At 64.6% G+C, this 21,839-nt stretch carries 21 protein-coding genes; 4 read left to right on the top strand and 17 right to left on the bottom strand.

All coding sequences use genetic code 11. The features are described 5' to 3' along the window. Positions 1–27: 27 nt before the first annotated feature. From EWM57_RS04030 to bioB, 6 genes are all read right to left on the bottom strand, one after another. Positions 28–1,278, bottom strand: a complete 1,251-nt coding sequence (locus EWM57_RS04030; RefSeq protein ID WP_129919849.1) for a beta-ketoacyl synthase N-terminal-like domain-containing protein — start codon at positions 1,276–1,278, stop codon at positions 28–30. Continuing rightward, on the bottom strand, positions 1,271–2,602 hold the full coding sequence (gene bioA / locus EWM57_RS04025; protein WP_129919848.1) for an adenosylmethionine--8-amino-7-oxononanoate transaminase: 1,332 nt from the start codon (positions 2,600–2,602) through the stop codon (positions 1,271–1,273). Before bioA ends, EWM57_RS04030 begins: the two co-directional genes overlap by 8 nt. 136 nt (positions 2,603–2,738) lie before the next feature. Beyond that, positions 2,739–3,368 carry a dethiobiotin synthase gene (gene bioD, locus EWM57_RS04020; protein WP_129919847.1) on the bottom strand — a complete coding sequence of 210 codons (630 nt, stop codon included), beginning with the start codon at positions 3,366–3,368 and terminating at the stop codon, positions 2,739–2,741. 19 nt (positions 3,369–3,387) lie between these two features. After that, positions 3,388–4,062, bottom strand: a complete 675-nt coding sequence (locus EWM57_RS04015; RefSeq protein ID WP_129919846.1) for a hypothetical protein — start codon at positions 4,060–4,062, stop codon at positions 3,388–3,390. 23 nt (positions 4,063–4,085) lie between these two features. Then, positions 4,086–5,219, bottom strand: coding sequence for an aminotransferase class I/II-fold pyridoxal phosphate-dependent enzyme (locus tag EWM57_RS04010; protein WP_129919845.1), 1,134 nt, complete (start codon positions 5,217–5,219; stop codon positions 4,086–4,088). 74 nt (positions 5,220–5,293) lie between these two features. Further along, positions 5,294–6,301, bottom strand: coding sequence for a biotin synthase BioB (gene bioB, locus EWM57_RS04005; protein ID WP_129919844.1), 1,008 nt, complete (start codon positions 6,299–6,301; stop codon positions 5,294–5,296). Between the two features lie 309 nt (positions 6,302–6,610). Between bioB and EWM57_RS04000 the strand changes: the two genes are divergently transcribed. Then, positions 6,611–9,400, top strand: coding sequence for a TonB-dependent receptor (locus tag EWM57_RS04000; RefSeq protein WP_165370407.1), 2,790 nt, complete (start codon positions 6,611–6,613; stop codon positions 9,398–9,400). A gap of 92 nt (positions 9,401–9,492) precedes the next feature. Here the strand turns inward: EWM57_RS04000 and EWM57_RS03995 are convergent, their stop codons facing one another. From EWM57_RS03995 to EWM57_RS03945, 11 genes are all read right to left on the bottom strand, one after another. Beyond that, positions 9,493–9,738: a Kazal-type serine protease inhibitor family protein gene (locus EWM57_RS03995; protein ID WP_129919842.1), complete on the bottom strand. Its 246-nt coding sequence runs from the start codon at positions 9,736–9,738 to the stop codon at positions 9,493–9,495. 119 nt (positions 9,739–9,857) lie between these two features. Further along, entirely contained in the window at positions 9,858–10,409 is a 552-nt protein-coding gene (locus tag EWM57_RS03990) for a GNAT family N-acetyltransferase (RefSeq protein WP_129919841.1), read from the bottom strand. Positions 10,410–10,550: 141 nt separating this feature from the next. Then, the gene (gene rluF, locus EWM57_RS03985; protein WP_129919840.1) at positions 10,551–11,627 is read right to left on the bottom strand and encodes a 23S rRNA pseudouridine(2604) synthase RluF; all 1,077 of its coding nucleotides are present in this window, start codon (positions 11,625–11,627) and stop codon (positions 10,551–10,553) included. Between the two features lie 92 nt (positions 11,628–11,719). After that, the gene (locus EWM57_RS03980) at positions 11,720–12,067 is read right to left on the bottom strand and encodes a hypothetical protein (RefSeq protein WP_129919839.1); all 348 of its coding nucleotides are present in this window, start codon (positions 12,065–12,067) and stop codon (positions 11,720–11,722) included. Between the two features lie 38 nt (positions 12,068–12,105). After that, complete coding sequence (locus EWM57_RS03975) at positions 12,106–12,777, bottom strand: hypothetical protein (protein ID WP_129919838.1); 672 nt, start codon at positions 12,775–12,777, stop codon at positions 12,106–12,108. Between the two features lie 81 nt (positions 12,778–12,858). Beyond that, entirely contained in the window at positions 12,859–13,935 is a 1,077-nt protein-coding gene (locus tag EWM57_RS03970; protein WP_129919837.1) for a proline iminopeptidase-family hydrolase, read from the bottom strand. Positions 13,936–14,002: 67 nt separating this feature from the next. Beyond that, positions 14,003–15,463, bottom strand: coding sequence for an MBL fold metallo-hydrolase (locus tag EWM57_RS03965; protein ID WP_129919836.1), 1,461 nt, complete (start codon positions 15,461–15,463; stop codon positions 14,003–14,005). Between the two features lie 57 nt (positions 15,464–15,520). Then, complete coding sequence (locus EWM57_RS03960; protein WP_129919835.1) at positions 15,521–16,585, bottom strand: serine hydrolase domain-containing protein; 1,065 nt, start codon at positions 16,583–16,585, stop codon at positions 15,521–15,523. Positions 16,586–16,716: 131 nt separating this feature from the next. After that, the gene (locus EWM57_RS03955; protein ID WP_129919834.1) at positions 16,717–17,451 is read right to left on the bottom strand and encodes a YebC/PmpR family DNA-binding transcriptional regulator; all 735 of its coding nucleotides are present in this window, start codon (positions 17,449–17,451) and stop codon (positions 16,717–16,719) included. 107 nt (positions 17,452–17,558) lie between these two features. After that, complete coding sequence (locus EWM57_RS03950) at positions 17,559–18,416, bottom strand: SDR family NAD(P)-dependent oxidoreductase (protein WP_129919833.1); 858 nt, start codon at positions 18,414–18,416, stop codon at positions 17,559–17,561. A 40-nt stretch (positions 18,417–18,456) separates the two neighbouring features. Continuing rightward, entirely contained in the window at positions 18,457–18,912 is a 456-nt protein-coding gene (locus EWM57_RS03945; protein WP_129919832.1) for a hypothetical protein, read from the bottom strand. A gap of 77 nt (positions 18,913–18,989) precedes the next feature. Here EWM57_RS03945 and EWM57_RS03940 point away from each other — a divergent pair, with 77 nt between their 5' ends. The 3 genes from EWM57_RS03940 to EWM57_RS03930 all read left to right on the top strand — a co-directional run bounded on the left by EWM57_RS03940 (position 18,990) and on the right by EWM57_RS03930 (position 21,834). After that, positions 18,990–19,895 carry an arginase family protein gene (locus EWM57_RS03940; protein WP_165370406.1) on the top strand — a complete coding sequence of 302 codons (906 nt, stop codon included), beginning with the start codon at positions 18,990–18,992 and terminating at the stop codon, positions 19,893–19,895. Positions 19,896–20,061: 166 nt separating this feature from the next. Continuing rightward, on the top strand, positions 20,062–20,871 hold the full coding sequence (locus EWM57_RS03935) for a DUF4097 family beta strand repeat-containing protein (protein ID WP_129919830.1): 810 nt from the start codon (positions 20,062–20,064) through the stop codon (positions 20,869–20,871). 159 nt (positions 20,872–21,030) lie between these two features. Further along, positions 21,031–21,834 carry a DUF4097 family beta strand repeat-containing protein gene (locus EWM57_RS03930; RefSeq protein ID WP_129919829.1) on the top strand — a complete coding sequence of 268 codons (804 nt, stop codon included), beginning with the start codon at positions 21,031–21,033 and terminating at the stop codon, positions 21,832–21,834. Positions 21,835–21,839 lie beyond the last annotated feature (5 nt).

Here is a 21,839-nt window from a genome sequence, read left to right as displayed (position 1 = left end):
TTGTGTGGTACTGGCGCTACCGACGGGCTACACCACCGATACCAGCGCGCTGGCCGCGTTGCCGCCGAAGCCCACCGCATTTACCAGCACCCGCCGAATCGGGCGGGTTGGTGCGGGCGTGAGGTCAGTGGCGAAGGGCGGGGCAGGCCAGGTTTGGGTGGCGAGAAGCTGGCAGGCGAAGTCGAGGCTGAGGGCAGCGGAAGCGCCCAGGGTGTGACCCAGCAGCCATTTATTGGATACTAAATCGGGCAGCTCAGCCCCAAATACGGCCCTGACGGCTTGCCGCTCGGCCGCGTCGCCGGCGGGCGTGCCGGGGCTGTGTAGCACCACCGCGTCCACGGCGGCCGGGGCGCAGCCGGCTTGGTGGAGGGCCTGGCGCATGGCGGTCTGGAAGTGCCGGCCGTCGGGCGAAAGGCCGGTTTTGCTGCCAATGGCCTCGAAGCCGAATCCCACGCTTTCAAGCACAAAGAGGGGCGCACGCTGCGCCGGGGCCGTCAGCGCCGCCCGGCCGACTTTCTCCAGGGCAAACACCGCTGCACCCTCGCCCAGCACGAACGTGGACGGGCGCCCGGCACCGGGGCGGCAGGGAAAATCGGGGGCAGCGAAGGGCGAGTAGATGCCCAGCGCGTGCATCTGGGCCAGGGTGAAGTCGGTGAGCGGGGCCTCGGTGCCGCCGGCCAGAAACCGCTCAGCCATACCCGCCCGGAGCCAGGCCAGGGCGTTGCCCAGGGCCTGAAACGCGCTGCTGCAGGTGCTCGAATGACTCAGCGCCGCCCCGCCCACGCTGCCCGCATCGTAGGCCACCCAGCTGGCCACGTTGCCCAGGGTAGTCAGCGGGGAAGCCGCGGCGGCCACGTCGCCGGTGGTCAGAAACTCGTGGTGGTAGTGCTCCGTCCGACCCGTCGCGCCCCGGGAAGAGCCGATGCTGACGGCAAGAGTGGCTGGTTTTGGGGAATTGGTTTTTAGTTTTTGGTCCAGCAAGACCTCATCCTGCTCAAGGTGCCAGCCGGCTTCTACAGCGGCCTGCCGGGCGGCCAGGATGGCCAGCAGCACGGTACGGTCGAGCTGGCGGTAGGCGGGCTGGCTTTTGCGCAGGGCGGCCAGCACTGTCTCCACCTCGGACGGCACAGCGGCGGCAGCCAGCGTGGTGGCGCCCAGCGGCCGGGCCGCGAAACCGGGCTGGCCCGCGGCGTATGCCGCGGCCGCCATTCCCAACGCCGACACCCGGCCCCGGCCGCGGAGCAGAATCAGCTCGTCGGAAGGCAAGGGGTTAGTCATGCAGAATTTCGGGCAGATTGGGCGCGGGGGTAAAGTCGAGCACCAGCTCCCGCATGCGGCGCAGCACGGCGTAGAGCAGCTCCAGCTCGGCGGTGGTGGTGCAGTAGGGCGGCAGCAGGTACACCACGTTGCCCAGGGGGCGCAGCACCACGTGGCTGTCGAGGGCGAGCTGGTAGAAGGCGTCGCGCAGGCGGCTGAAGTAGCTGGTGCCCTCGCCGGGGTCGTACTCCACGGCCAGGATGGTGCCCCGGTGCCGCACGGCCCGAATCCCCGGCTGCTCCTCGATTTCGCGGCGGAAAGCGGCGTGGCTGGCTTCAAGGCGCTGGCGCTGGCGGGTGCATTCCTCGGCCCGGGTCAGCTCTAAGCTGGCCAGGGCGGCGGCGCAGGCTACGGGGTTAGCGGTGTAGGAGTGGCCGTGAAACAGGGCCCGCATCTTGTCGTAGCTCAGGAAAGCTTCGTAGATGGGCGCCGCGCAGGTGGTCAGGCCCATGGCCAGGGTACCCCCGGTCAGGCCCTTGGAAAAGCACATGATGTCGGGCTGCTCACTCAGCAACTCACTGGCAAACAGCGGCCCGGTGCGCCCGAATCCGGTCATGACTTCGTCGGCAATGCAGAGCACGCCGGCCCGGTGGCAGCGGTCCAGCATTTCGCTTAGCACCGTGGGCTCGTACATGACCATACCGGCCGTGCCCAGCACCAGGGGCTCGAAGATAAACCCGGCCACGTCGGGGCGGAGCAGCAGGGCGTCGAGCTGGCGCAGGGCTTCGGCTTCCCGGCCCGGCACCGGCACTTCCACAAACTCCACGTCGAAGAGCAGGGGCCAGAACGGCTCGGTGAAAACCCCGCGGCTACTGACGGCCATGGCCCCGAAGGTGTCGCCGTGGTAGGAGTTCTGGAAGCAGAGAAAGGTGCGGCGCTGGGGCTGCCCCAGGTTGTGGAAGTATTGCAGCACCATCTTGAGGGCCACTTCCACCGCCGTCGAGCCATTGTCGGAGTAAAACACCCGGGCTTGGTTGGCGGGCAGAATCTCGAGCAGCTGTTCGGCCAGCTCCACGGCGCTGGGGTGGGTGAAGCCGGCAAACAGCACGTGCTCCAGAGTGCTCAGCTGCTCGCTCACGCGCTGGGCAATGTGGGGGTGGGCGTGGCCGTGCAGGTTCACCCACCAAGAGGAAATGCCGTCGAGGTAGCGGGTGCCGTCTTCGGCCACGAGCCAGCTGCCCTCACCCCGCACGATGGGAATGGGCAAGGGCGCGGTTTGCATCTGGGTGTAGGGGTGCCACAAGACGGCGTGGTCGCGGGCGGCAAGGGAAAGGGCTGGGTTCACGGCAAAGCAACGCTGGGGAAAGGCAAAGCTACAACCGCCGACGCCACCCGGGGTTACGGCCACCGGCCCCCGGTTCGCGGGTTTTGGCCGTGCGGGCCGCCCAGCCCCCTGAACGCAAGGGAAGTAACCCGGCGCATCAGGACGCCGAATTTTCCAGCCAGGCCCGGAATTCTGCCGCGTACCGGCTCACGACGGCCGGCGAAACGTCAGTTTCGGGGCGCAGCCGGGGCATAATGGGCACGCCGGTGTGCTCCCGGATGAAGCTTTCGGTGGCAGGCGTGGGCTCCCCGTTGAAGACCAGTCCGCGCACCCGCAGCCCCCGGGCGTGCAGGGCTTCGAGCGTGAGCAGGGTGTGGTTGATGCTGCCCAGGTAGTTGCGCGACACTACTACCACGTCCAGGGCCAGCTGCTGCATCAGGTCGGCCACCAGAAAGCCCGGCGCCAGGGGCACCAGCAAGCCGCCCGCGCCTTCCACGACCAAGTGGTTCGTGGTTTCGGGCAGCTCAAAATCCTCGGGCCGCAGGGTGAGGCTTTCGGCGGCGGCAGCGGCGTGGGGCGAGGCCGGCAGCTGCAGCCGGTACCGCTCGGGCCAGAAGCGGCTGACCGGGTTCTGTACCAGACTGCGCACGGTGCCCGCGTCGGTGGCGGGCGTCAGGCCGGCCTGCACGGGCTTCCAGTAATCAGCCTGCAGGGCCTCGGTAAGAATGGCGGCTACCAGGGTTTTACCCACGTCGGTGCCGATGCCGGTGATGAAGAGTCGTTCCAAAAGCTGTTAATGTCAGCGTTTACTTAATGCCTTGTGATTTGATGCCCTGTTCTGTGCCTCCAATCCAAATGTCGCCACGGTGAAAACAGTGTGCTTCCGTGAAATTGCCTTTTGCGTCTCCGAGTAGGGTAGTAGTATGGGGTTTTTTCAATAGTTTGTTAAACCAATTTTCTTGTTTCAGATAGTCATCGATGCTGGAATAGTCTTCCGGGCTTGCCAAATCATTGTTGCTGTAGCAGTCATTGTCATCTTTGCGCTGCCAGGAGAAATTTGACATTAACGAATGCGCGTTTGAGAATGTGTTCGTTGGCAGATATTCATCCTTCACCCCCTCCAGCTGTTTTTCATAGAAATCCTTGCTCTCTCCTACAGCGCACACAACGCGGGATAGATCAAACCTAGCATTGAACAACCATATTTTTAAATAATAATCTTGTTGTGAGACTTCTAATTGTTCTTTCCACGCAAAGTATATTCTGGTTAAGCCTTGAATCATCAAAAGCTTAGTTTTTCCTTTTGCTGGTGGAATTATGCTGCCTGTCATAGATAAGTCACACCAAGGATGAACGACAATGTCACAATGGTCCTCCTTATATGTTTCGAGTAAATCATATCTAAAAGGCATGTTATCGACTATCCATTTTTCAATGGATTTATGCCTGCGCTTCATGCCTCTTATTTTTCGCATCTTCATCGGTTAGATAGTAGTAGGCTTCGCTAAAACCTGCCCAGCACCCGCGCTAGCCCATCAATTTCCGCCTCCGTATTGTATGAATGCACAATCAGCCGGAGCCGCTCGGTGCCGGCGGGCACGGTGGGGGCCACAATGGCGCGCACGTCGAAGCCGGCGGCCTGGGCAGCGGCAGCCACCCGCCGAACTTGTGCCGGCCCCGGATTTTCCGTGAAGAAGACCGGGTGAATGACGTGGCTGGCTGTGGGCACGCGCAGGCCGGGTACGGCGTTGAGCGTGGCCTTGAGGTAGTCGGAAAGGGCCGACAGCCGGGCCCGCTCGGCGTCCAGCGTAGGCAGCAGCTCGTAGGCAGCCGAGAGGGCGGCAACAGTCAGCGGGGGCAGGGCCGTGGTGTAGATAAACGGCCGGCTGAAGTTGAGCAGGTAGTCGCGCAGCACGGCCGGCCCGGCCACAGCCGCCCCCTGGTTGCCCAAGGCCTTGCCAAAGGTCAGGATGCGGGCAAACACGTCGGCTTCGAGGCCCAGCGCCGTCACCAGTCCTTCGCCGCCGGGGCCGTAAATGCCGTTGGAGTGGGCCTCGTCGACGACCAGGTGCAGCCCGCGCGCCCGGCAGAAGGCGGCCAACTCCGGCAGCGGGGCCAAGTCACCATCCATCGAATACAGCGACTCCACGGCCACGAACACCGCGCCCATTGCTCGTTGTAGCTTACGCTCCAGGTCAGTTAAGTCATTATGCCGGAAGCTGTAGGCCGTGGCAAAGCTGGCCCGGATACCTTCCTTGACCGAGGCGTGGCTGGCTTCATCGTAGAAAATCGTGTCGCCGCGGCGGGGTACGGCGCTGAAAAAACCCAGGTTGGCCGTGTAGCCGGAGTTGAACAGCAGCGCGGCCTCGGCCCCGTGAAACCGGGCCAGTGTGGTTTCCAGCGCCTCGGCGGCGGCAGAGTTGCCGGTCAGCAGCCGGCTGCCGGTGCTGCCAGCGGGTTCCGCGGCCGCCTGCTGCACCGCGTCCTGTATGGCCGGGTGCCGGCTCAAACCCAGGTAGTCGTTGGAGCTGAAGTCGACCAGGCCGGCCGCCGGCGGGGGCAGGCGGCGGCGGGTGCCGTGGGCGTCGCGCCGGAGGAGCTCGGCGTGCAGGCGCTGGTGCAGGGGAGAGGAAAACATGCGGCGGGAAACCAGGCTAAAAAATCAGCGCCCCTCTTTTTGCAAAAAGGGGCGCTGGCAGGCAAGGCTAGAACTTAGGCTTCAACGACGGCCGTTTTGCCCAGCACCGTGGCACCCTCGGGCACGTCCTTGAACGACTTGCGGGGCGTCAGGCCCAGCAGGGCAAACATCTGCTGGTCGGCGTCGAAGTCGGGGTTGGGCGTGGTCAGCAGCTTCTCGCCCGAGAAGATGGAGTTGGCACCGGCCAGGAAGCACAGAGCCTGCTCCGTCACGGGCATTTCCTGGCGGCCGGCCGAGAGGCGCACCATCGTGTGAGGCATCAGAATGCGGGCCGTGCCAATCATGCGCAGCATCTCCCAGACGCTGACGCGGGGCTGGTCGGCCAGGGGCGTGCCCTGCACCGGCACCAGCGCATTCACCGGCACCGATTCGGGGTGGGCGGGCAGCGTGGCCAGGGTGTGGAGCATGGCCACGCGGTCCTCGTCGGTTTCGCCCAGGCCGATGATACCGCCCGAGCACACCGAAATGCCGGCCTTGCGCACGTGCTCCAGGGTGTTGAGCCGGTCGTCGTAGGTGCGGGTGGTGATGATGTCGTCATAGTGCTCCCGGCTGGTGTCGAGGTTGTGGTTGTAGGCGTAGAGGCCGGCCTGCTTGAGGCGCTCGGCCTGGTACTCGTTGAGCATGCCCAGGGTGCAGCACACTTCCAGGCCCAGGCCGTTGACCTGCTCGACCATGCCCAGTACCCGGTCGAAGTCCCGGTTGTCGCGGATTTCGCGCCAGGCGGCGCCCATGCAGAAGCGGGTGGAGCCGGCGTCCTTGGCGCGCTGGGCCGAGGCCAGCACTTCGGCGTCGGGCAGCAGCTTGTGGGCCTGCACGCCAGTGTGGTAGCGGGCGGCCTGGGGGCAGTAGGCGCAGTCCTCGGGGCAGCCGCCGGTCTTGACGCTGAGCAGGGTGCAGACCTGTACTTCACCCGTGGCCTGGGTTTGGGCGTGAATGGCGGCCGCGCGGGTCACCAGCTCCAGCACGGGCAGGTGGTAGATGGCGTTTACTTCGTCGAGAGTCCAGTCGGTACGGAGCAGCATATGGGAAGAATTGGTCGTGGGATGGGGCAGTGGGACGCGGGCAGGGGCAGCGCATTTCGGCGCAACCGCTGCCCGCGGGGCCGCAAGATACGCGGCAGCCCGCTTACGCGGCGCCTAAACTCGTCGGTAAAGTGCCCGCTCCGGGCTGGAGGGCTGGAAGTGAAGGGCAAAATCACCCGGCCGGGCCCGCCGTTGAGCGAGGCTGGGGCGCCGTTGGCAGCGTCAAACCCGCCATTGGCGCAGAAGGCCCGTCAGCAGCCGGGCCGACCAGGTAGTTTTGATCTTTCTGACCTACCTATTTCACACCACATGCAACAAGTTTATTCGGCTTTGCTGGTGGCGGCCCTCCTGCAGGCGCCGCCCCTGGCCGCTGCCCCGACCGGGGGCGGCAAGCCCCAGGCGGCCCCCACCAAGCGTAAAACGGCGTCGACGCCCAGCACCGACCCCGCCGAGGCTTCCGTAGGCGGCGTCGTACTCACCGACGCCGGGGAGCCGCTGCCCGGCGCCACCGTCTTCATCAAGGGCACCTTTATCGGGACCAGCACCAACCAGTTCGGTAAGTTCAGCCTGAACGCCTCCTTCGGCAATGGCCCCGTGGAGCTGGTAGTGGCCTACGTGGGCTACGAGTCCCAGACCGTGCAGCTCACCAAGGCCGACAACCTGCTCAGCGTGTCGTTGGTGCGCAGCGCCAACCTGCTGACCGAAACCGTCGTGTCGGCCTCCCGGGTGGAGGAAAGCATCCTGCGCGCCCCGGTGACCATCGACAAGGTGTCGGCCGAGCAGATCAAGCGCATCAGCACGCCCGAAATCCTGGCCGGCCTGGGCAGCCTGCCCGGCATCGACGTGAACTCGGCTTCCATGCTGTTTACCTCCGTCAGCACCCGGGGCTTCAACACGGCCAAGTCGGAGCGCGTGATTCAGCTCGTCGACTACATGGACACGGCCCTGCCCTCGCTCAACCTGAGCCCCGGCAACCTGGTCGGCATTCCGGAGCTCGACATGGAAAGCATCGAAATTATCCACGGCCCGGCCTCGGCCCTGTACGGCTCCAATGCCCTGAGCGGGGTGGTGCTGTTCAACTCCAAGGACCCCTTCGTGTACGACGGGCTGAGCGTGCGCCTGCGCGGCGGGGAGCGGAACCTGCTCGACGGCCAGCTGCGCTACGCCAAGAAGTTCGGGGAGAAGTTCGCCGTCAAGCTCACCGCCAGCGCCTTCCAGGCCCAGGACTGGATTGCCGACAACTATAACGCCAACGGCTCGAGCGTGAACCCGACCGGCTCCTCGCTGGGCTACGACGCGGTGAACCGCTACGGCGAAATCAGCAACGTGTACACGCCCTACCAGGACCAGCCGGCCATTGGCTACAAGGTGAACCCGGAGCTCTACGGCAAGACGGTGTACATGCCCGGCTTCACGGAGCGGGAGCTGATTGGCCCCGACCAGAAAACCCGCTCGTACCGCCTGCAGGGCGCGGTGTCGTACCTGATTAAGGACGATTTGAAGCTGACCCTGGAAGCCAAGCGCGGCGTGGGCACGGCCACCTACCAGAACCTGAGCCGCTTCCGCATCAAGGGCCTGGGCACGAACCAGTACCGGGCCGAGCTGAAGAGCGAAAAGGGCTTTATCCGGGCCTATTCCACCGAGGACTTCACCGGCAACAGCTACGAGCTGACCCAGCTCAGCGCCCAGCTGCTGAACTCGCCCACCACCGAGGGCGGCACCACGAAGTACTACCAGCAGTATTTCTACGTCTACAACCAGGCCTACAACCAGGCCCGGGACCTGAAGCTAAGCCCCGCCGATGCCCAGGCCGCCGCCAAAGCCGCGGCCGATGCCACCCAGCTCAAAAGCTCGGACCCGCGCTTTGCCACCCTGCGCGAGAAGATTTCCACCGACGACCAGCCCGGCCGCGGCGCCCAGCAGAACTTCAACTCTTTCCTGAACGATATCAGCGCTCAGCGCAGCTTCCGCATTTCCGACGTGGGCACCAACCTGACGTTGGGCGGGGCCTACCGCGAATACCACCTGGGCTCGGGCGGCAAGCTGTTTGACGACACCGACAACCAGCGCATCATCAACCGTGAGTACGGCGCTTACGCTCAGGTGACCCAAACCCTGCTCGAAGAGCGCCTGAAGCTGTCCTTCGCCGGCCGCCTCGACCACTTCAAGAACTTCGACCCCTCGTTTTCGCCCCGGGCCGCGGTGGTGTACTCGCTCGGGGAGCTTAAGCAGCACAACTTCCGCGCGAGCTACGGCCAGGCCTTCCGCAGCCCTTCCCAGACCGACCAGTACCTGCGCTCCGACGTGGGCACCTTCATCCTGCTGGGCAACGTGGGCAACGGCTTCCAGGGCTACAGCTTCACCAACGCCGCCGGCCAGGCCTACGTGCCCGGCACGTCGCTGGCGGGCTACGAGCTGACGCTCAACAAGCTCAAGCTGGAGCGCGTGAACACCGTGGAAGTGGGCTACAAGGGCGGCATCGTGAAAAACCTGTACCTCGACCTGAGCTACTTCCGCAGCCGCTACTCCGACTTTATCGGGGGCACGGCCTTCGTGGGCAATGTGGATGGCACCCGGCCCACCCCGGCCCAGGTGAATGCCGGCCTGGCCTCGGGCTTCACGGATGGCAGCAAGTCGCCGGCGCGCATCATCTACGCTTCCTACAACAACAGCCAGGAGGTGCGCACCCAGGGCGCCACGTTCGGCCTGACGTATTACGTGAGCAAGGCGTTGAACCTGAGCGGCAACTACTCGCTCAACGTGCTGGACCGCAGCAACCTGCCTGCCGGCTTCCGCACGTTCTTCAACACGCCCAAGCACAAGTACAACCTGGGCGCCTCGGGTACGGTGCTCACCAACCTGTCGTATTCGCTGAGCTACCGCTGGGTGCAGGGCCACCAGCAGGAAATGCCCTTCGCCACCGGCCAGATCCAGACCTACCGTACCGCCGACGCCTACCTGGGCTACACGGTGCCCAAGTTGGCTACCACGCTGCAGGCCGGCGTTTCGAATGCCTTCGATGCCCGCAACATTCAGATCATCGGCGGCCCGCAGATCGGGCGGCTGGCCTACCTGGGCCTGCTCGTCAACGTGAAATAGGGCTGACCAGGAGTTGTCCGCTCCACCAAAAAGGCCCGCGTCGTTGCTGACGCGGGCCTTTTTTCGGTTGTGGAAAGGAGAGAGGGCCGGGGTTAAATGTCGCCGCCGCTGCCGTCGCAGGCCCCACGGGTGTACGACGTGACGCCGGCCTTCTGGGCGTAACAGGCGTTGGGGTAGGTGACGCCGTTGCTGCACACCGGGTCGTACACGTCCAGGCACTGCGTGTCGTCGCCTTTGACGTTGGTGCTGGTCTGGGCCTTGGGAGCAGTCGGATTCGGCGTTTCCTTGGCGCAGGCCCCGGTCAGGAGCAGCAGGGAGAAAAGGAACAGTTGTTTCATAGCACGGAAAGGCGGTTAGGGTGAAAGATTCCGCCAATACTACCCTCCGTTGGGGCTCCGCGCCAGGCCAAAGTGCCCGCGTTTGTGACATCAGGCCCTGAAGTGCTGAAAAACCCTGATTAACCGGCGGTCCGGTTGTCCAGCCACTGCGTCCGTTCACGCTGGTACCAGTTATGGGAGCCTTCGTGGGGCAGCTCAAAGGTTTCCACGAAGCGCAGCCCGGCTTTTTGCAGCACGTGGTTCGAGGCCAGGTTGCGCACGTCGGCAATGCCGCAGATGCGGGGCAGCCGGAGCGTGTCGAAGCCGTAGCGGACCGAGGCCCGGGCGGTTTCGGTGGCGTAGCCCCGGCCCCAGTAGCGGCGCAGAAAGCGGTAGCCCAGGTCGTAGTAGTGCGTGTGGCCGTTGGTAGGGCCCGGGTGCAGCTTCAGCCCCGACCAGCCCACGAACTCTCCGGTCTGCTTTTCCACCACCGCCCAGCGCCCAATACCGTGGTCGACGTACTGTTGGCGCACGAAGGCAATCAGCTCCCGGCTTTGCCCGATGCGGGTCACGGGCCGGTTGCCCAGGTAGCGGTGCACCTCGGCGTCGGAGTCCATGGCGAACATGCCCGCCTCATCGGAGGGCAGCAGTTCGCGCATAATTAACCGCTCGGTTTCGACGAAGATGGGCATGGACGCAAGGTAACCCGTTATCCTACTCTGTCATCCTGAGCAACGCAAAGGACCTTATTCCGTGGGAACGAGCCGTTTGACGATTGTTCTGGCGGGATAAGGTCCTTCGCAAGCTCAGGATGACAGAAATGAAAAGAGCTTTTACCGGCTGCCCCCGCGGCGGCCGGCGTTGCCTTTGGGGGCGCGGTTCAGGGTTTTGGCCGCGGGCTTGAATTTCTTGCCGGCCACGCTGGGCCGGGCCGCCTTGGCGGCGGCTTTCTTGGTGGGCTTTTCCTCGAAGAAGAAATCCGGCTCGGGCTTCGACTTGGCCTTGGGCTTGGCTTTGCCGGGGGCGGCTTTGCTAGGTTTGGCGGTACCGGCGGCTTTGGGCGCGCGCGGGGCCCGGGCGGGCTGTTCGTCGAAGGCGCCTTGCTCGGCCGTGCGGGGGCCCTTCACGTCCCAGCCCAGCTGCTTCACCACCGGGGCGCGGCGCTTGGGCAGGGAGGCTTCCTTGGTGCCCGACGAGTTCTTGGTCATCTCCATGATGCCGGCCAGCTCTTTTTCGGTCAGCTCGCGCCAGTCGCCCACGCCGAGGCCCTTGAGGGTGATGTTCATCACCCGGATGCGCTCCAGCTGCACCACTTCGTAGCCGAAGGCCTCGCACATCTTGCGAATCTGCCGGTTCATGCCCTGGATCAGGGTGATGCGGAAAATGTAGTTGGTTTCCTTCTTGACCTCGCACTTCTGGGTCATGATGCCCATGATGGAGACGCCGTTGCTCATGCCCTCGATGAACTCGTCGCGGATGGGCTTGTCGACCATCACGATGTACTCCTTCTCGTGCTTGTTGCCGGCGCGCAGAATCTTGTTGACGATGTCGCCGTCCGAGGTCAGCAGGATCAGGCCCTGGGAGTCTTTGTCGAGGCGGCCGATGGGGAAGATCCGCTCACTGTGCTTGATGTAGCGGATGATATTGTCCTTGACGCTCGTCTCGGTGGTGCTGGTAATGCCCGGGGGCTTGTTGAAGGCAATGTAGATGGCGTCTTCGGGGGCCCGGGGCTCGATGTGCTGCCCGTTGACGACCACCTTGTCCTTGCGGCTCACCTGGTCGCCGATTTTAGCCCGCTTGCCGTTCACGAATACGTTGCCCTCGGCAATGAACTTGTCGGCCTCGCGGCGGGAGCAGACGCCGCTTTCGCTGATGTACTTGTTGAGGCGGGTGGATTCGGAACTGGGCATAAAGCAGGCGGCAAAGGGTGAAAAGCCCGCAAACGGCGCGGGCGGGGCCGCAAGTTACGCAGAACCGGGGTGGAAGGCACTGCGCCGCCAAGCTAGGCCGTCAGCAAATACCGGTCGATGGCGGCGGCCAGGGCGGCGGGCAGCTCGGTTGTCGGGCACACGAGCAGGGTGCGGGGCGAGGTGTCATCGGCGGGCCGGTACGTGGCCTCGCGCAGGTCGAAGCGGAGCTGGCCCTGGCGAAACTCGCGCTGCTCGGCCTCGGGCTGGGAATCCATCGACACGAAATCAAGCTTGGTCAGGGTGCCGGCAGCCTTATCGAACTGCAGCCAGCTGTAGAGCGTGCCGCGGTCGGGCTCGTCGGGCCGGTCGAGGCGCTTGATTTCGACGAGGCTCATCTCGGCGCTGTCGAGCAGGAAAAGGGTGCGGTAGGGAACGGGCATGGGGAAGAGGTCTGCGGGAATGATGTGGAGAGCCGGAATTACGGTTGCTCGTCAGGAAACTCGCCATTTTGGTAGATCAGCAGGTTGGCAATGTCCCCAACGGCTAGTTGCTGGTTCTGCTGAACCTGTTGGAGTCGGTGAGCAAAGACGCTCAGCTCCTGCACTGCCTTATCATAGGCTTCGAATAAGGCGGGTCTGGAAACTCTGATTTCGGGCAGGGTTTCGGGCTGAAAGCCTTCGTCTTTTTCCCGGCAGTCAAACACAACCTCGTCGGGGGTGAAGGTCACAGAGGGGGCCGGGTGCCCCTGGTAGTAGGCTGCACGACCGTATTTGGCTATGTGCTTCCAGTAAATAATGTCGTTGAGCTGGCCGCAGCACTGCGGAAATAGGACGTTCTGCCCGTCCAGGCGCAGCACATAGCCGCCAAAAAACGCGCAGGTATCCTCTAGGGCCCAGGTGCCATCGAAATAGCCCTGGAGATGGTCGACGGTGAGCTTAGCCAGATTGCCCAGTTCGATATCAATGGCCCGGTAGAAGCCAAGACCCGGGACAAACGGAACTAGCGGCGCGGGGAAGCCGGCTTTGGCGTGGGAAAGAGCCGTGTACTCGTCCCATTCGGCGGGATACTTCCAGGTTGGAAAGTTGGTGGGAGCAGGCAGGCTCTGGTTGTGGTAGCCAACCTCAATGACGGGAATCAGTTCAACGGTCATTGGGCGGTCGGGTTGGGTAAGGATGACAATGGTTGGTATTCGTGCCAGTCGTTCAACAACGAAACGCGAAGTATCGCGTCTCTACAGCTTCACCTGCTGCTCGCCCTTATCCACGCCTAGCATCCACTGGCGCAGGCCCCGCATGTAGGCTTGCTGGTCGTCGTACATGCTCATGTGGCTGCCATTGGGGCAAATCAGGGCCGTGCCGTGCTGGACTTTCTCGGCCACCATGCGCATGTGCTTGGGGTCCATCGTGTCGTGGTTGCCGCCGATGCTGAGCACGGGCACCGCGAGCTTGGGCAGGTCGGGCACCCGGTTCCAGTTGAGCAATTTGCCGGAGGCGCCAAACTCGCTCGGGCCCTGCATGGTCACGTAGAGCGACTGGTTGGTTTTGCCCAGGGAACGGGTCATGGGCTCGGGCAGCTGGGGCAGGCGGCAGAGGTGCTCGTTGTAGAAGTTGGCTTCGAGCAGCTGCATGTAGCGTGGGTTCTGAAAGTCCTTTTTGGCCTCAATCTGCCGGATTTCGGCCAGCACGGCGGGCTTGAGCTGGGGCGCCAGCACCTTGTCGGCGTACTGATTGTACTCCGGAATGCTCATCATCATGTTCGAAATGACGAGGCCCTTCAGGTGCTGCTGGTACTTGAAGGCGTACTCGGCGGCCAGGATGCCGCCCCAGCTGTGGCCGAGCAGGTAAAAGTTGTCTTTGTCGAGCTTGAGGGCCTGACGCACCTGCTCCACTTCCTCCACGTAGCGCGGCAGGCTCCACATGCTGGTGTCCTTGGGGTTGTCGGAGTTGCCGCAGCCGAGCTGGTCGTAGTAGATAAACTCGATGCCGTCCTGGGGCAGGAAGCTTTCCAGGCATTCGAAGTACTCGTGCGTGGCGCCCGGGCCGCCGTTGAGCAGCAGTAGCTTGATGCGCGGGTTGGAGCCGAAGCGTTTGGTCCAGACGTTAAACTTGCCCTTGGGGGTGGTAATCGGAATAATTTGCACCCCGCCGGTCTGCACCTGGCTCGAATCGGGCTCGGGGAAGTAGCTGGCCAGGCTCGGAGCCGAAGCCGGGGCGGCGGAAGCGGTGGCGGCGGGCTTGGTGGGCTGGGAGCAGGAGGCCAGGCCGGTCAGCAGCAGGGCCAGCGCGGCAAAACGGGTAGAAGTAAGCATGGGGCGCAGGGTAGGAAGTGTGTGGAGCGCTAAACCTACCCATAATCCGGGCCGGGCGCAAACTGCCCTACTTGCCCCGCACCGACGCTTCCAGCTCCCGAAACGGAATAACGGACTTGACCCCGTAGTCCTGCACCGGCCACGACTGCACGAGGGTGTCGACGGCGAGCTTGCGGTCCTGGATGGCCTGGTAGAGCCCGGCCTGGCGGGCGCTGGCCTTGCGTACCTCGCCCTTTTGCGGAATCCAGGCCAGGTCGTCCTCGAAAAGCAGCTTCTCGGTGGGGAAGTAGTAGATCAGGTAGTCACTGGTGTGCGCCGATTGAGCGCCGATGTGGTGAATCTGCATCTCGAAGCCGCCCTCGGCAATGGTTTTGACGCCCTGAATTTCCTCGGTGCGCAGGGGGCGGGGGTGCAGCTGGAGGCTGTCGGGGCGCAGGGTGTGGGGGGCGGCGGCCAGATACTGCACGTAGAGCTCGTCGGCGGCGGTGGTCAGGATGGTGGCCCCGCGCTGCACGAAGGGCCGCACCCCGCCCAGGTAGTGCGGGTGGTAGTGCCCGGCCACGAAGTAGCGGATGGGCTTGGCGGGCGCAATCCTGCGGGCTTCGGCAAGAATCAGTTCCCCGTTGCGGCTGTTGAGCGGAGCCTCAGCCACCAGCAGAAACGAGTCGAACTCGACCACCAGCACCCGGTCGTCGGTGTGCTTGAGTTCCAGAAAGTGCAGGTGCGGGCCGCGGTGCGTGACGGTTACCTGGGCGGGCTTGTCGGCGGCGGGCGCCAGCTGGTAGCCGGCCGGGGCGGTGAGCAGGGCGGGAACCTGGGGCGTCAGCTCGGCGGCCGTGATGGTGACCTGGTCGGTGAGCCGGCCATTGACTTTGTCGATGGTGATGGTGCGCGGATAGCTAAGCCGGCCCAGCGTGGCGTAGTCTTGGTACGAATAAGTGGTCAGCACGTCGCCCAGCAGCTCGTCGTCGCTCAGGGCCGTGACCTTCAGCAGGCGGTGGTCGGCGCGGCTGATGTAAAGGCGCACGACGGTCTGGTGCAGGGTGGCTTGGTAGACGGCCGTTCCCCGGCTGCTTTCCGCGCTGGGCTTGACTTTACGGGCGTAGAAATACTGAATCAGCGTGGCCGGGGCGTAGCGGGCCGCCTGCACCGGATATTCCAGAAAGGCCTCCCGGGTGACGGGCGTCAGGGCTTTGTCGCCGTAGTCCTGAAACAGCAGGGTGGCGGGGGTAAGCTGAGTGCGGGAGAAGTAGATTTTGGCGCCCTGCTGCAGCGTGTCGGCTTTGGAAAAGGCGTCGGCGCGGCTCCAGATGCGGCCGGAGCCGGTGTAATTGGTGGCCTGCCAGGGCTGGAAGCTATGTTCGAGCTGGGCCAGGGTTTCGTGGTAGCGCAGGCTGAGGGAGCGAGTTTGCAGGGGCTGAGCCTGCTGCTGCCAGCAGGCCCGCAGCGGGTCGGCGGCGCGGGCGCGGGCGGCGGGCAGCAGCAGAATCGAAAGTAGGAACAGCGGGAATAGGCGGGGGAATAGCATAGTCAGGAAATAAGCGGGAGCGGAGCGAAGGTAGCTGGAAGCGGCCCGGCTGCTCCTTTATTTCTCGTTGAGCCACTGTTGGGTGTAGTACTCGCCGGGGCCCACAAAGCGCCGCAGCAGCTCATCGGTGAGGCGCAGGCCATTGGCGCCGTTGGTGAAGAAGACGAGGCTTTCGCCGGTGGCGGGAAAGGTGAGAAAAAAGTTCTGGCAGTCGTCGTTGTCGCCCCAGTGCCAGAGGGCCGGGCCGCGGGAGGTGTTCACCAACCCCACGCCGCAGGCCCAGGCAATCCGGGCGTCGGTGGGCGTGGGGGCGTGGCCGCAACGGTTGGCCGCGTTGGCGGCGGTGGTGAGCAGCCGGGCCGTGGCGGGCGTCAGGCCGGTGCCCGTGGCCAGGGCTTGCACGAAGCGGCGGTAGTCGGCGGCGGTAGTGAGCAGGCTGAAACCGGCGTTGGCCTCCTGAAACTGCCGGATTTCGGTGGGCTTACCGGCTTTGTCGTGGCCGGTGGCGGCATTGGCGGCGAAGCGCGGCTGCCACACAAAGCTGCTATTGGTCATTTTCAGCGGTCCAAACACCTGCTGCCGGGCCAGCACCTCCCACGACTCGCCGGTGATGTGCTCCAGCGTTTTCTGCAAAAAGGCGTAGCCTTCGCCAGAGTAGCTCCAGCAGCTGTCGGGGGCGAATTTCAGGCGCAAAACCGAGGTTTTCCAGGTGGGCCCCAGCGGGTTGTCGGCCCAGTTGGGCAGGCCGGTGGTGTGGCCCAGCACCATGCGGGCGGTGATGCGGGCCGCGCGGGGTTCCCCGTTCAGGCGGGGATAAGGTCCGTAGGTGAGCAGCGGCTGGTCCAGGTCGAGGCGGCCCTGATCCACGAGGCGCAGAGCGGCGTAGGCCAGCACTACCTTGCCCAAAGAAGCCGCCTGAAAGATGGTGCCGGCCGTGACGGGCGCCGCCTGTCCGGCCCGGCGCTGGCCCACGGAGTACGCGGTGGTTTTGCCGCCTTTCGTGTGAATCAACTGCATTCCCGGCACGCGCTGCTGCTGGAGCAGGGCCGCCAGGCCGGCGTGCTGGGCCGGGGCAACGAGGGCGGAAAGCAGGAGCAGGGCCAGCAGCAGAATAGTTTTCATAGCGGTAAATTGAGGAGAGGTATCACTGGCAAGAAGCCGAAAGCGCCCCGGACGTTGCCTGGCCGTAAAACAATGCGGGCCGCCCTGATCGGAGCGGCCCGCGTTTGGGCATTTCAGTTTGAATCCGTGGGCTAGCCGAGCGTGTGGTACACGGCCTGCACGTCGTCGTCTTCCTCAAACTTCTCAATCAGCGCCATCACCTCATCCAGCTGCTCGCCTTCCAGGCTGACGGTGGTGTTGGGCACGCGCTGCAGGTTGGCCGACACCACGTTCAGGCCTTTTTCTTCCAGCGCTTTCTGCATCTGCCCGAAGTCGGTGAAGGCGGTTTCGACCACGATGAAGTCTTTCACCGCGCCGTGCTCGTCTTCTTCCTGGTCGGCGTACACGTCCTCGGCGCCGGCGTCGATGAGCTCCAACTCCAGCTCGTCGAGGTCGAGGCCTTCGGCGGCGAGGCGGAACACGCCCTTGCGGGTGAAAGTGTAGTCGGAGGAGCCGGCCGTGCCCAGGGCGCCGTTGCCGCGGTTGAAGTACATGCGCACGTTGGCTACGGTGCGGGTGGGGTTGTCGGTGGCCGTTTCAATCACGACGGCCACGCCGTGGGGTGCGTAGCCCTCGTACACCACTTCCTGGTAGTCTTTTTCTTCCTTGCTGCTGGCGCGCTTGATGGCGGCCTCCACGCGGTCCTTGGGCATGTTTACGCCCTTGGCGTTCTGCATGGCCGTGCGCAGGCGGGAGTTGGTGTCGGGGTTGGCACCGCTTTCCTTCACGGCCATCACGATTTCGCGGCCGATGCGGGTGAAGTCCTTGGACATCTTGTCCCAACGCTTCATTTTGCGGCCCTTGCGGAATTCAAATGCTCTTCCCATTTATGGTGAACTTGTGAGATTGTGAAATAGTGAGTGTTGCGGGCGGGTGGGGGCCCGGAAAGGGGCTGCAAGTTAGCAGAAAGCCCGGCCGGGCGCAACGCACTGCGCTACTTGGCCGGCCGCAGCCCCAGGCCCCGGGCTATGAGCCGGTCGAGGGCGCGGGCCGGCAGCAGCCACGTGAGCAGGTTGCGGGTGTAGTCGGGCACGATGGTGTAGCGCACCTTGGGGCGCGGAGTTTCCATGATCTGCACCAGCCGCCCGGCGACGTACTCGGGACTGAGCCCGCTTTCCCGGGTGCGGTTGACGACCTTGGCAAACCGCTCGGCCGGCCCCAGGTAGGGCGTGGCGCGGTAGGGCTCCAGGTTGATGCCCTTGTCCCAGATGGGCGTTTTGGTGACGCCCAGCCCAATGAGCACCATCGGCACCCCAAACAGCTGCAACTCCCGCCGCCACGACGCGGTAAGGCCTTCCAGGGCGTGCTTGGTACCCACGTAGGCACCCATAAACGGCGTGGCCACCTGCCCGCTCACCGAGCCGATGTTCAGCACCCGCCCCGGCTGGCCCCGAAAATCGGCTTGGGCGCCCAGCAAAGGCAGAAACGCCTGCGTGACCTGCACCAGCCCCAGCACGTTGACCTCGAAATGCTGGCGCACCACCTCGATGGGCTGATGCTGCAGGGGGCCGCCGAAGGCCACGCCGGCGTTGTTAATCAACCCCCGCAGCGGGGCGCCGGCCAGTTGCGTTTCTACTTCGGTTACGGCCCGGGCAATGGCGTCGGCGTCGGTCACGTCGAAAAGCAGGGGCTCAAAGTGCGGGCCCAGTTCGGCCCGGAGCCGGTCCGCGTCGGCGGCAGTGCGCACGCTGCCAAACACGCGGTAGCCGCGGCTCAGAAAAGCCCGGGCGGCGGCCAGGCCCACGCCGGTCGAGACGCCCGTAATCAGCAGGGCGGGAGAGGAGTTTTGCATAGCGGCAAGCTAACCCGATTCCGCCAGATCCGGCCGGGGCCTACTGGGCCCGCAGCGTGTAGATGCCCTGGTTGCCAACCGGAAAGCCGTTGAGCGTAAGCGTGAGCAGACCCACACCCGACTGCAGGCGAAACGTGCCCTGGTCGGTGCGGGGCTGGCCTTTGCTGTCCCGGTAGGAAAACGTAATCTGCTGCCCGCTGAAGGTGAACGTCCCGTCCTGATCGAAGTGCATGATGCCGCCGTTGCCCTGCAACGTCAGGCGTTTCTGGAAGGTACCGTCGGGGTGCAGGGTGAGGGTGCCGCCCACGCCCCGGGCCTGAATCGGGGCGGCCTTGGTCTGGCGGTCCACAATGGCGTAGCTCAGGTAGGTGTAGCTGGCAAAAAAGGAAGCGGCCGGCGTGGCAATGCGGCCGGCTTTGGCCGACTGAGGCTGCTGAGGCTGCTGGGCCCGGGCGGGGGCCGCCAGCAAAAGCAGAAAGAGAAAGCGGTAGAGCATGGCGAAAGGTACGCAATGGCACCGGAGCGGGCGGCGGCACGTTACGGGGAATGTCCGGTTCCCCCTACATTCGTGCCATGCCAACCTTTCTGCGTGACCTTATCCGCCCCGCCACCGAGCTGCCCGAAGCCGACGTCTGCCTCGTGGGCCTGCCCCTCGACTTCGGCACCGTGCTCGAAGGCGGCCGGGCCGGCGCCCAGCACGCCCCCGACGCCATCCGCCGGGAGCTGCGCCGCTACCACAAAACCTACAACCTGGAGCACGATGTGAGCCTCGACGCCCTGCGCATCGCCGACGCCGGCAACCTCGACCTGCGCCACCCCGACCACGCCCAGAACCACGCCACCATCCGCCGCCGCCTGGGCGAGCTGCTAAGCCAGTACCCGCGGGTGGTGGTGCTCGGCGGCAGCCACGACGGCACCTACAGCACCGTGCGGGGCCTCTTCGACGCTACCGGCGGGCAGCCCGTGGGCGGTATCAACCTCGACGCCCACGCCGACGTGAAGCACAAGCCCGACTTGATCAGCAGCGGCACGCCCTTTGGCAAGCTCCTGCGCGAAGGAATCCTGACCGGGAGCCGTTTCACCGAAATCGGGCTGCACTCCAACCTCAACACCAAAGAAGATATTGACTTCCTGCACCAGCAGCAGGCCACCATCGTGCCCCTGGCCCACGTGCAGCAGGACGGCATAGCCCTCTACCAGCTCCGGGCCTTGCAGCGGGCCACGGCCGCCGGCCCAGCCTTCGTGAGCTTCGACATCGACGGGTGCGCCGAGGCCTTCGCGCCCGCCGTATCGGCCCCCAGCGCCGACGGATTTACGCCCCGCCAGGCCACCGAAGCCGCGTTTCTGGCCGGACAGAAAGCCCCGGTGCGCCTGTTTGAAGTAGTGGAACTCAATCCGGTTTTCGACCGCGACAACCAGACGGCCCGCCTGGCCGCCACCATCATCACCGCCTTTTTAACCGGGGTAGCCAAAGGGTAAGCCTGACGCCGGTGGTCAGCTGGTAAGGGGTAATAAAACAGTGGGTTATGGGCTGTGGCGAAGGCGCGCAAAATTATCTACGAAATATTTCGTTGTTTGAGGCAACGTCGGGTCCGCGCCTGGCATCTATAGCCCAAACCAACCTCCACTATCTTTTCCTCAACCCATGAAAAAGCTGGCCTCCATCCTGCTGCTCAGCGCTGCCTCCTACGTCGGCGTAGCCCAAAACGCGCCCTCCTTCGCCACCACCTGCGACGAGCGGGGTGCCTCCAAGGGCTCCAGCATGCGCTACTGCGAAACCCGGGACCTGACCCTGCCCAGCCCCGGCCCCCAGACCCTGACCATCGACGGGCAGGACAACGGCGGCATCTCGGTGCAGGGCTGGGACGGCTCCGACGTGCGGGTGCGGGCCAAAGTAGTGACCTGGGCCAAAACCGACGCTGAGGCAACCCAGCTTGCCAAAGGCATCACCATCAGCACCGCTGCCAACACCCTGCACGCCACCAGCTCCGCCGCCCAGGGCGCCATCCAGGGTTGGGCCGTGAGCTACGAGGTATTTGTGCCCCGCAAAACGGCCCTGGTCCTGCAAACCAAACACGGCGGCATCAGCCTGAGCAACCTGGAGTCGGCCATTACCTTTACCACCCAGAACGGGGGAATTTCCCTGGCCAACGTGGCCGGGCAGGTGAAGGGCCAAACCACCAACGGCGGCGTCAGCATCCGGCTCACCGGCCCCACGTGGCAGGGCGAGGGCCTCGACGTACAAACCACCAACGGCGGCATCAGCTGGAGCCTGCCCAAGGACTACTCGGCCAAGTTCGTGACCAGCACCTCCATGGGCGGCATTACCGCGGGTGGGCTGCCGGTAACCAAGTCGGGCATGATGCGCAAGGAAATCATGACCACACTGGGCCAGGGTGGCGCTACTATCAAGGCCGTGACCACCAACGGCGGCATTAGCGTGCGTCAGCGCTAACGGCAAAGTTGCCCCCCAAAAACGGCAATGCCAGCCGCGGCGCGGAACATAGTCCGGGCAGCGGCTGGCTTTTTTGGCGGCCCGGACCTCGGCGGGCAACTTTTCTGCGTTGTTCTCCCTTCTAAGCCCAGCTTCCACCCCCGTTCCCCACCGCGCTTCATGAGAGTTTCGCTTTTTGTTCTGCTGCTGAGCGGGCTGGCCACCGGCGCCCGGGCCCAGTCGGCCCCGGTGTTTACCACCACCTGCGGCGACGGTACCTTCACCAGCAGCAGCAGTAAGCGCTACTGCGAAACCCGGGACAAAATCCTGCCCGCGCCCACCGGTCAGGGCATCACCATCGACGGCCGGGCCAACGGCGGCATCACCGTGAAGGGCTGGGACGGCAACGAGGTGCGGGTGCGGGCCAAAATTCTGGCCTGGGGCAAAAGTGAGGAAGAAGCGCGCCAGCTGGGCAAAAGCATTACCATCCGGGCCCAGGACTACACCCTGCGCGCCGAAAGCACGGCCGAGGGCGAGCTGGGCTGGGCCGTGAGCTACGAGGTATTTGTGCCCCGCCGCATGGCCCTGACCCTGCGCACGCTCAACGGCGGTATCAACCTGAGCGACCTATTAGGCGACGTCACGTTTGAGGCCGCCAACGGCGCTATTTCCCTGACCAACGTGGGCGGCAGCCTGCGCGGGCGCACCATCAACGGCGGCGTGCGCATCAAGCTGGCCGGGCCCAAATGGGTCGGGGAGGGGCTCGACGTGCAAACTACCAACGGCAGCATCACCTGGGATTTGCCCAAGAACTACTCCGCCCGCCTCTACGCCGCCACCACCGTGGGCTCGGTCAGTGCCGGCAAGCTGCCCGTGAGCAAGTCGCCGACCCTGCAGCAGCAAGTAGTGGCCACGCTGGGCCAGGGCGGGGCCCTGGTAAAGGCCGTCACCGTGAAGGGCAGCGTGAAAGTAACCCAGCTTTAGGCCCG

The organism is Hymenobacter persicinus, assembly GCF_004167665.1.
Classification (GTDB): Bacteria; Bacteroidota; Bacteroidia; order Cytophagales; family Hymenobacteraceae; genus Hymenobacter; species Hymenobacter persicinus.
The sequence above is the reverse complement of the archived record's forward strand: the minus strand, read 5'-3'. Positions and strand labels throughout refer to the sequence as shown.

What these genes read in the sequence shown, in the direction of transcription:
- EWM57_RS04030 (WP_129919849.1), bottom strand. Translation starts at nt 1,278, where the DNA reads ATGACTAACCCCTTGCCTTCCGACGAGCTGATTCTGCTCCGCGGCCGG.
- EWM57_RS04015 (WP_129919846.1), bottom strand. Translation starts at nt 4,062, where the DNA reads ATGAAGATGCGAAAAATAAGAGGCATGAAGCGCAGGCATAAATCCATT.
- EWM57_RS04010 (WP_129919845.1), bottom strand. Translation starts at nt 5,219, where the DNA reads ATGTTTTCCTCTCCCCTGCACCAGCGCCTGCACGCCGAGCTCCTCCGG.
- bioB (WP_129919844.1), bottom strand. Translation starts at nt 6,301, where the DNA reads ATGCTGCTCCGTACCGACTGGACTCTCGACGAAGTAAACGCCATCTAC.
- EWM57_RS04000 (WP_165370407.1), top strand. Translation starts at nt 6,611, where the DNA reads ATGCAACAAGTTTATTCGGCTTTGCTGGTGGCGGCCCTCCTGCAGGCG.
- EWM57_RS03995 (WP_129919842.1), bottom strand. Translation starts at nt 9,738, where the DNA reads ATGAAACAACTGTTCCTTTTCTCCCTGCTGCTCCTGACCGGGGCCTGC.
- EWM57_RS03990 (WP_129919841.1), bottom strand. Translation starts at nt 10,409, where the DNA reads ATGCCCATCTTCGTCGAAACCGAGCGGTTAATTATGCGCGAACTGCTG.
- rluF (WP_129919840.1), bottom strand. Translation starts at nt 11,627, where the DNA reads ATGCCCAGTTCCGAATCCACCCGCCTCAACAAGTACATCAGCGAAAGC.
- EWM57_RS03980 (WP_129919839.1), bottom strand. Translation starts at nt 12,067, where the DNA reads ATGCCCGTTCCCTACCGCACCCTTTTCCTGCTCGACAGCGCCGAGATG.
- EWM57_RS03975 (WP_129919838.1), bottom strand. Translation starts at nt 12,777, where the DNA reads ATGACCGTTGAACTGATTCCCGTCATTGAGGTTGGCTACCACAACCAG.
- EWM57_RS03970 (WP_129919837.1), bottom strand. Translation starts at nt 13,935, where the DNA reads ATGCTTACTTCTACCCGTTTTGCCGCGCTGGCCCTGCTGCTGACCGGC.
- EWM57_RS03965 (WP_129919836.1), bottom strand. Translation starts at nt 15,463, where the DNA reads ATGCTATTCCCCCGCCTATTCCCGCTGTTCCTACTTTCGATTCTGCTG.
- EWM57_RS03960 (WP_129919835.1), bottom strand. Translation starts at nt 16,585, where the DNA reads ATGAAAACTATTCTGCTGCTGGCCCTGCTCCTGCTTTCCGCCCTCGTT.
- EWM57_RS03955 (WP_129919834.1), bottom strand. Translation starts at nt 17,451, where the DNA reads ATGGGAAGAGCATTTGAATTCCGCAAGGGCCGCAAAATGAAGCGTTGG.
- EWM57_RS03950 (WP_129919833.1), bottom strand. Translation starts at nt 18,416, where the DNA reads ATGCAAAACTCCTCTCCCGCCCTGCTGATTACGGGCGTCTCGACCGGC.
- EWM57_RS03945 (WP_129919832.1), bottom strand. Translation starts at nt 18,912, where the DNA reads ATGCTCTACCGCTTTCTCTTTCTGCTTTTGCTGGCGGCCCCCGCCCGG.
- EWM57_RS03940 (WP_165370406.1), top strand. Translation starts at nt 18,990, where the DNA reads ATGCCAACCTTTCTGCGTGACCTTATCCGCCCCGCCACCGAGCTGCCC.
- EWM57_RS03935 (WP_129919830.1), top strand. Translation starts at nt 20,062, where the DNA reads ATGAAAAAGCTGGCCTCCATCCTGCTGCTCAGCGCTGCCTCCTACGTC.
- EWM57_RS03930 (WP_129919829.1), top strand. Translation starts at nt 21,031, where the DNA reads ATGAGAGTTTCGCTTTTTGTTCTGCTGCTGAGCGGGCTGGCCACCGGC.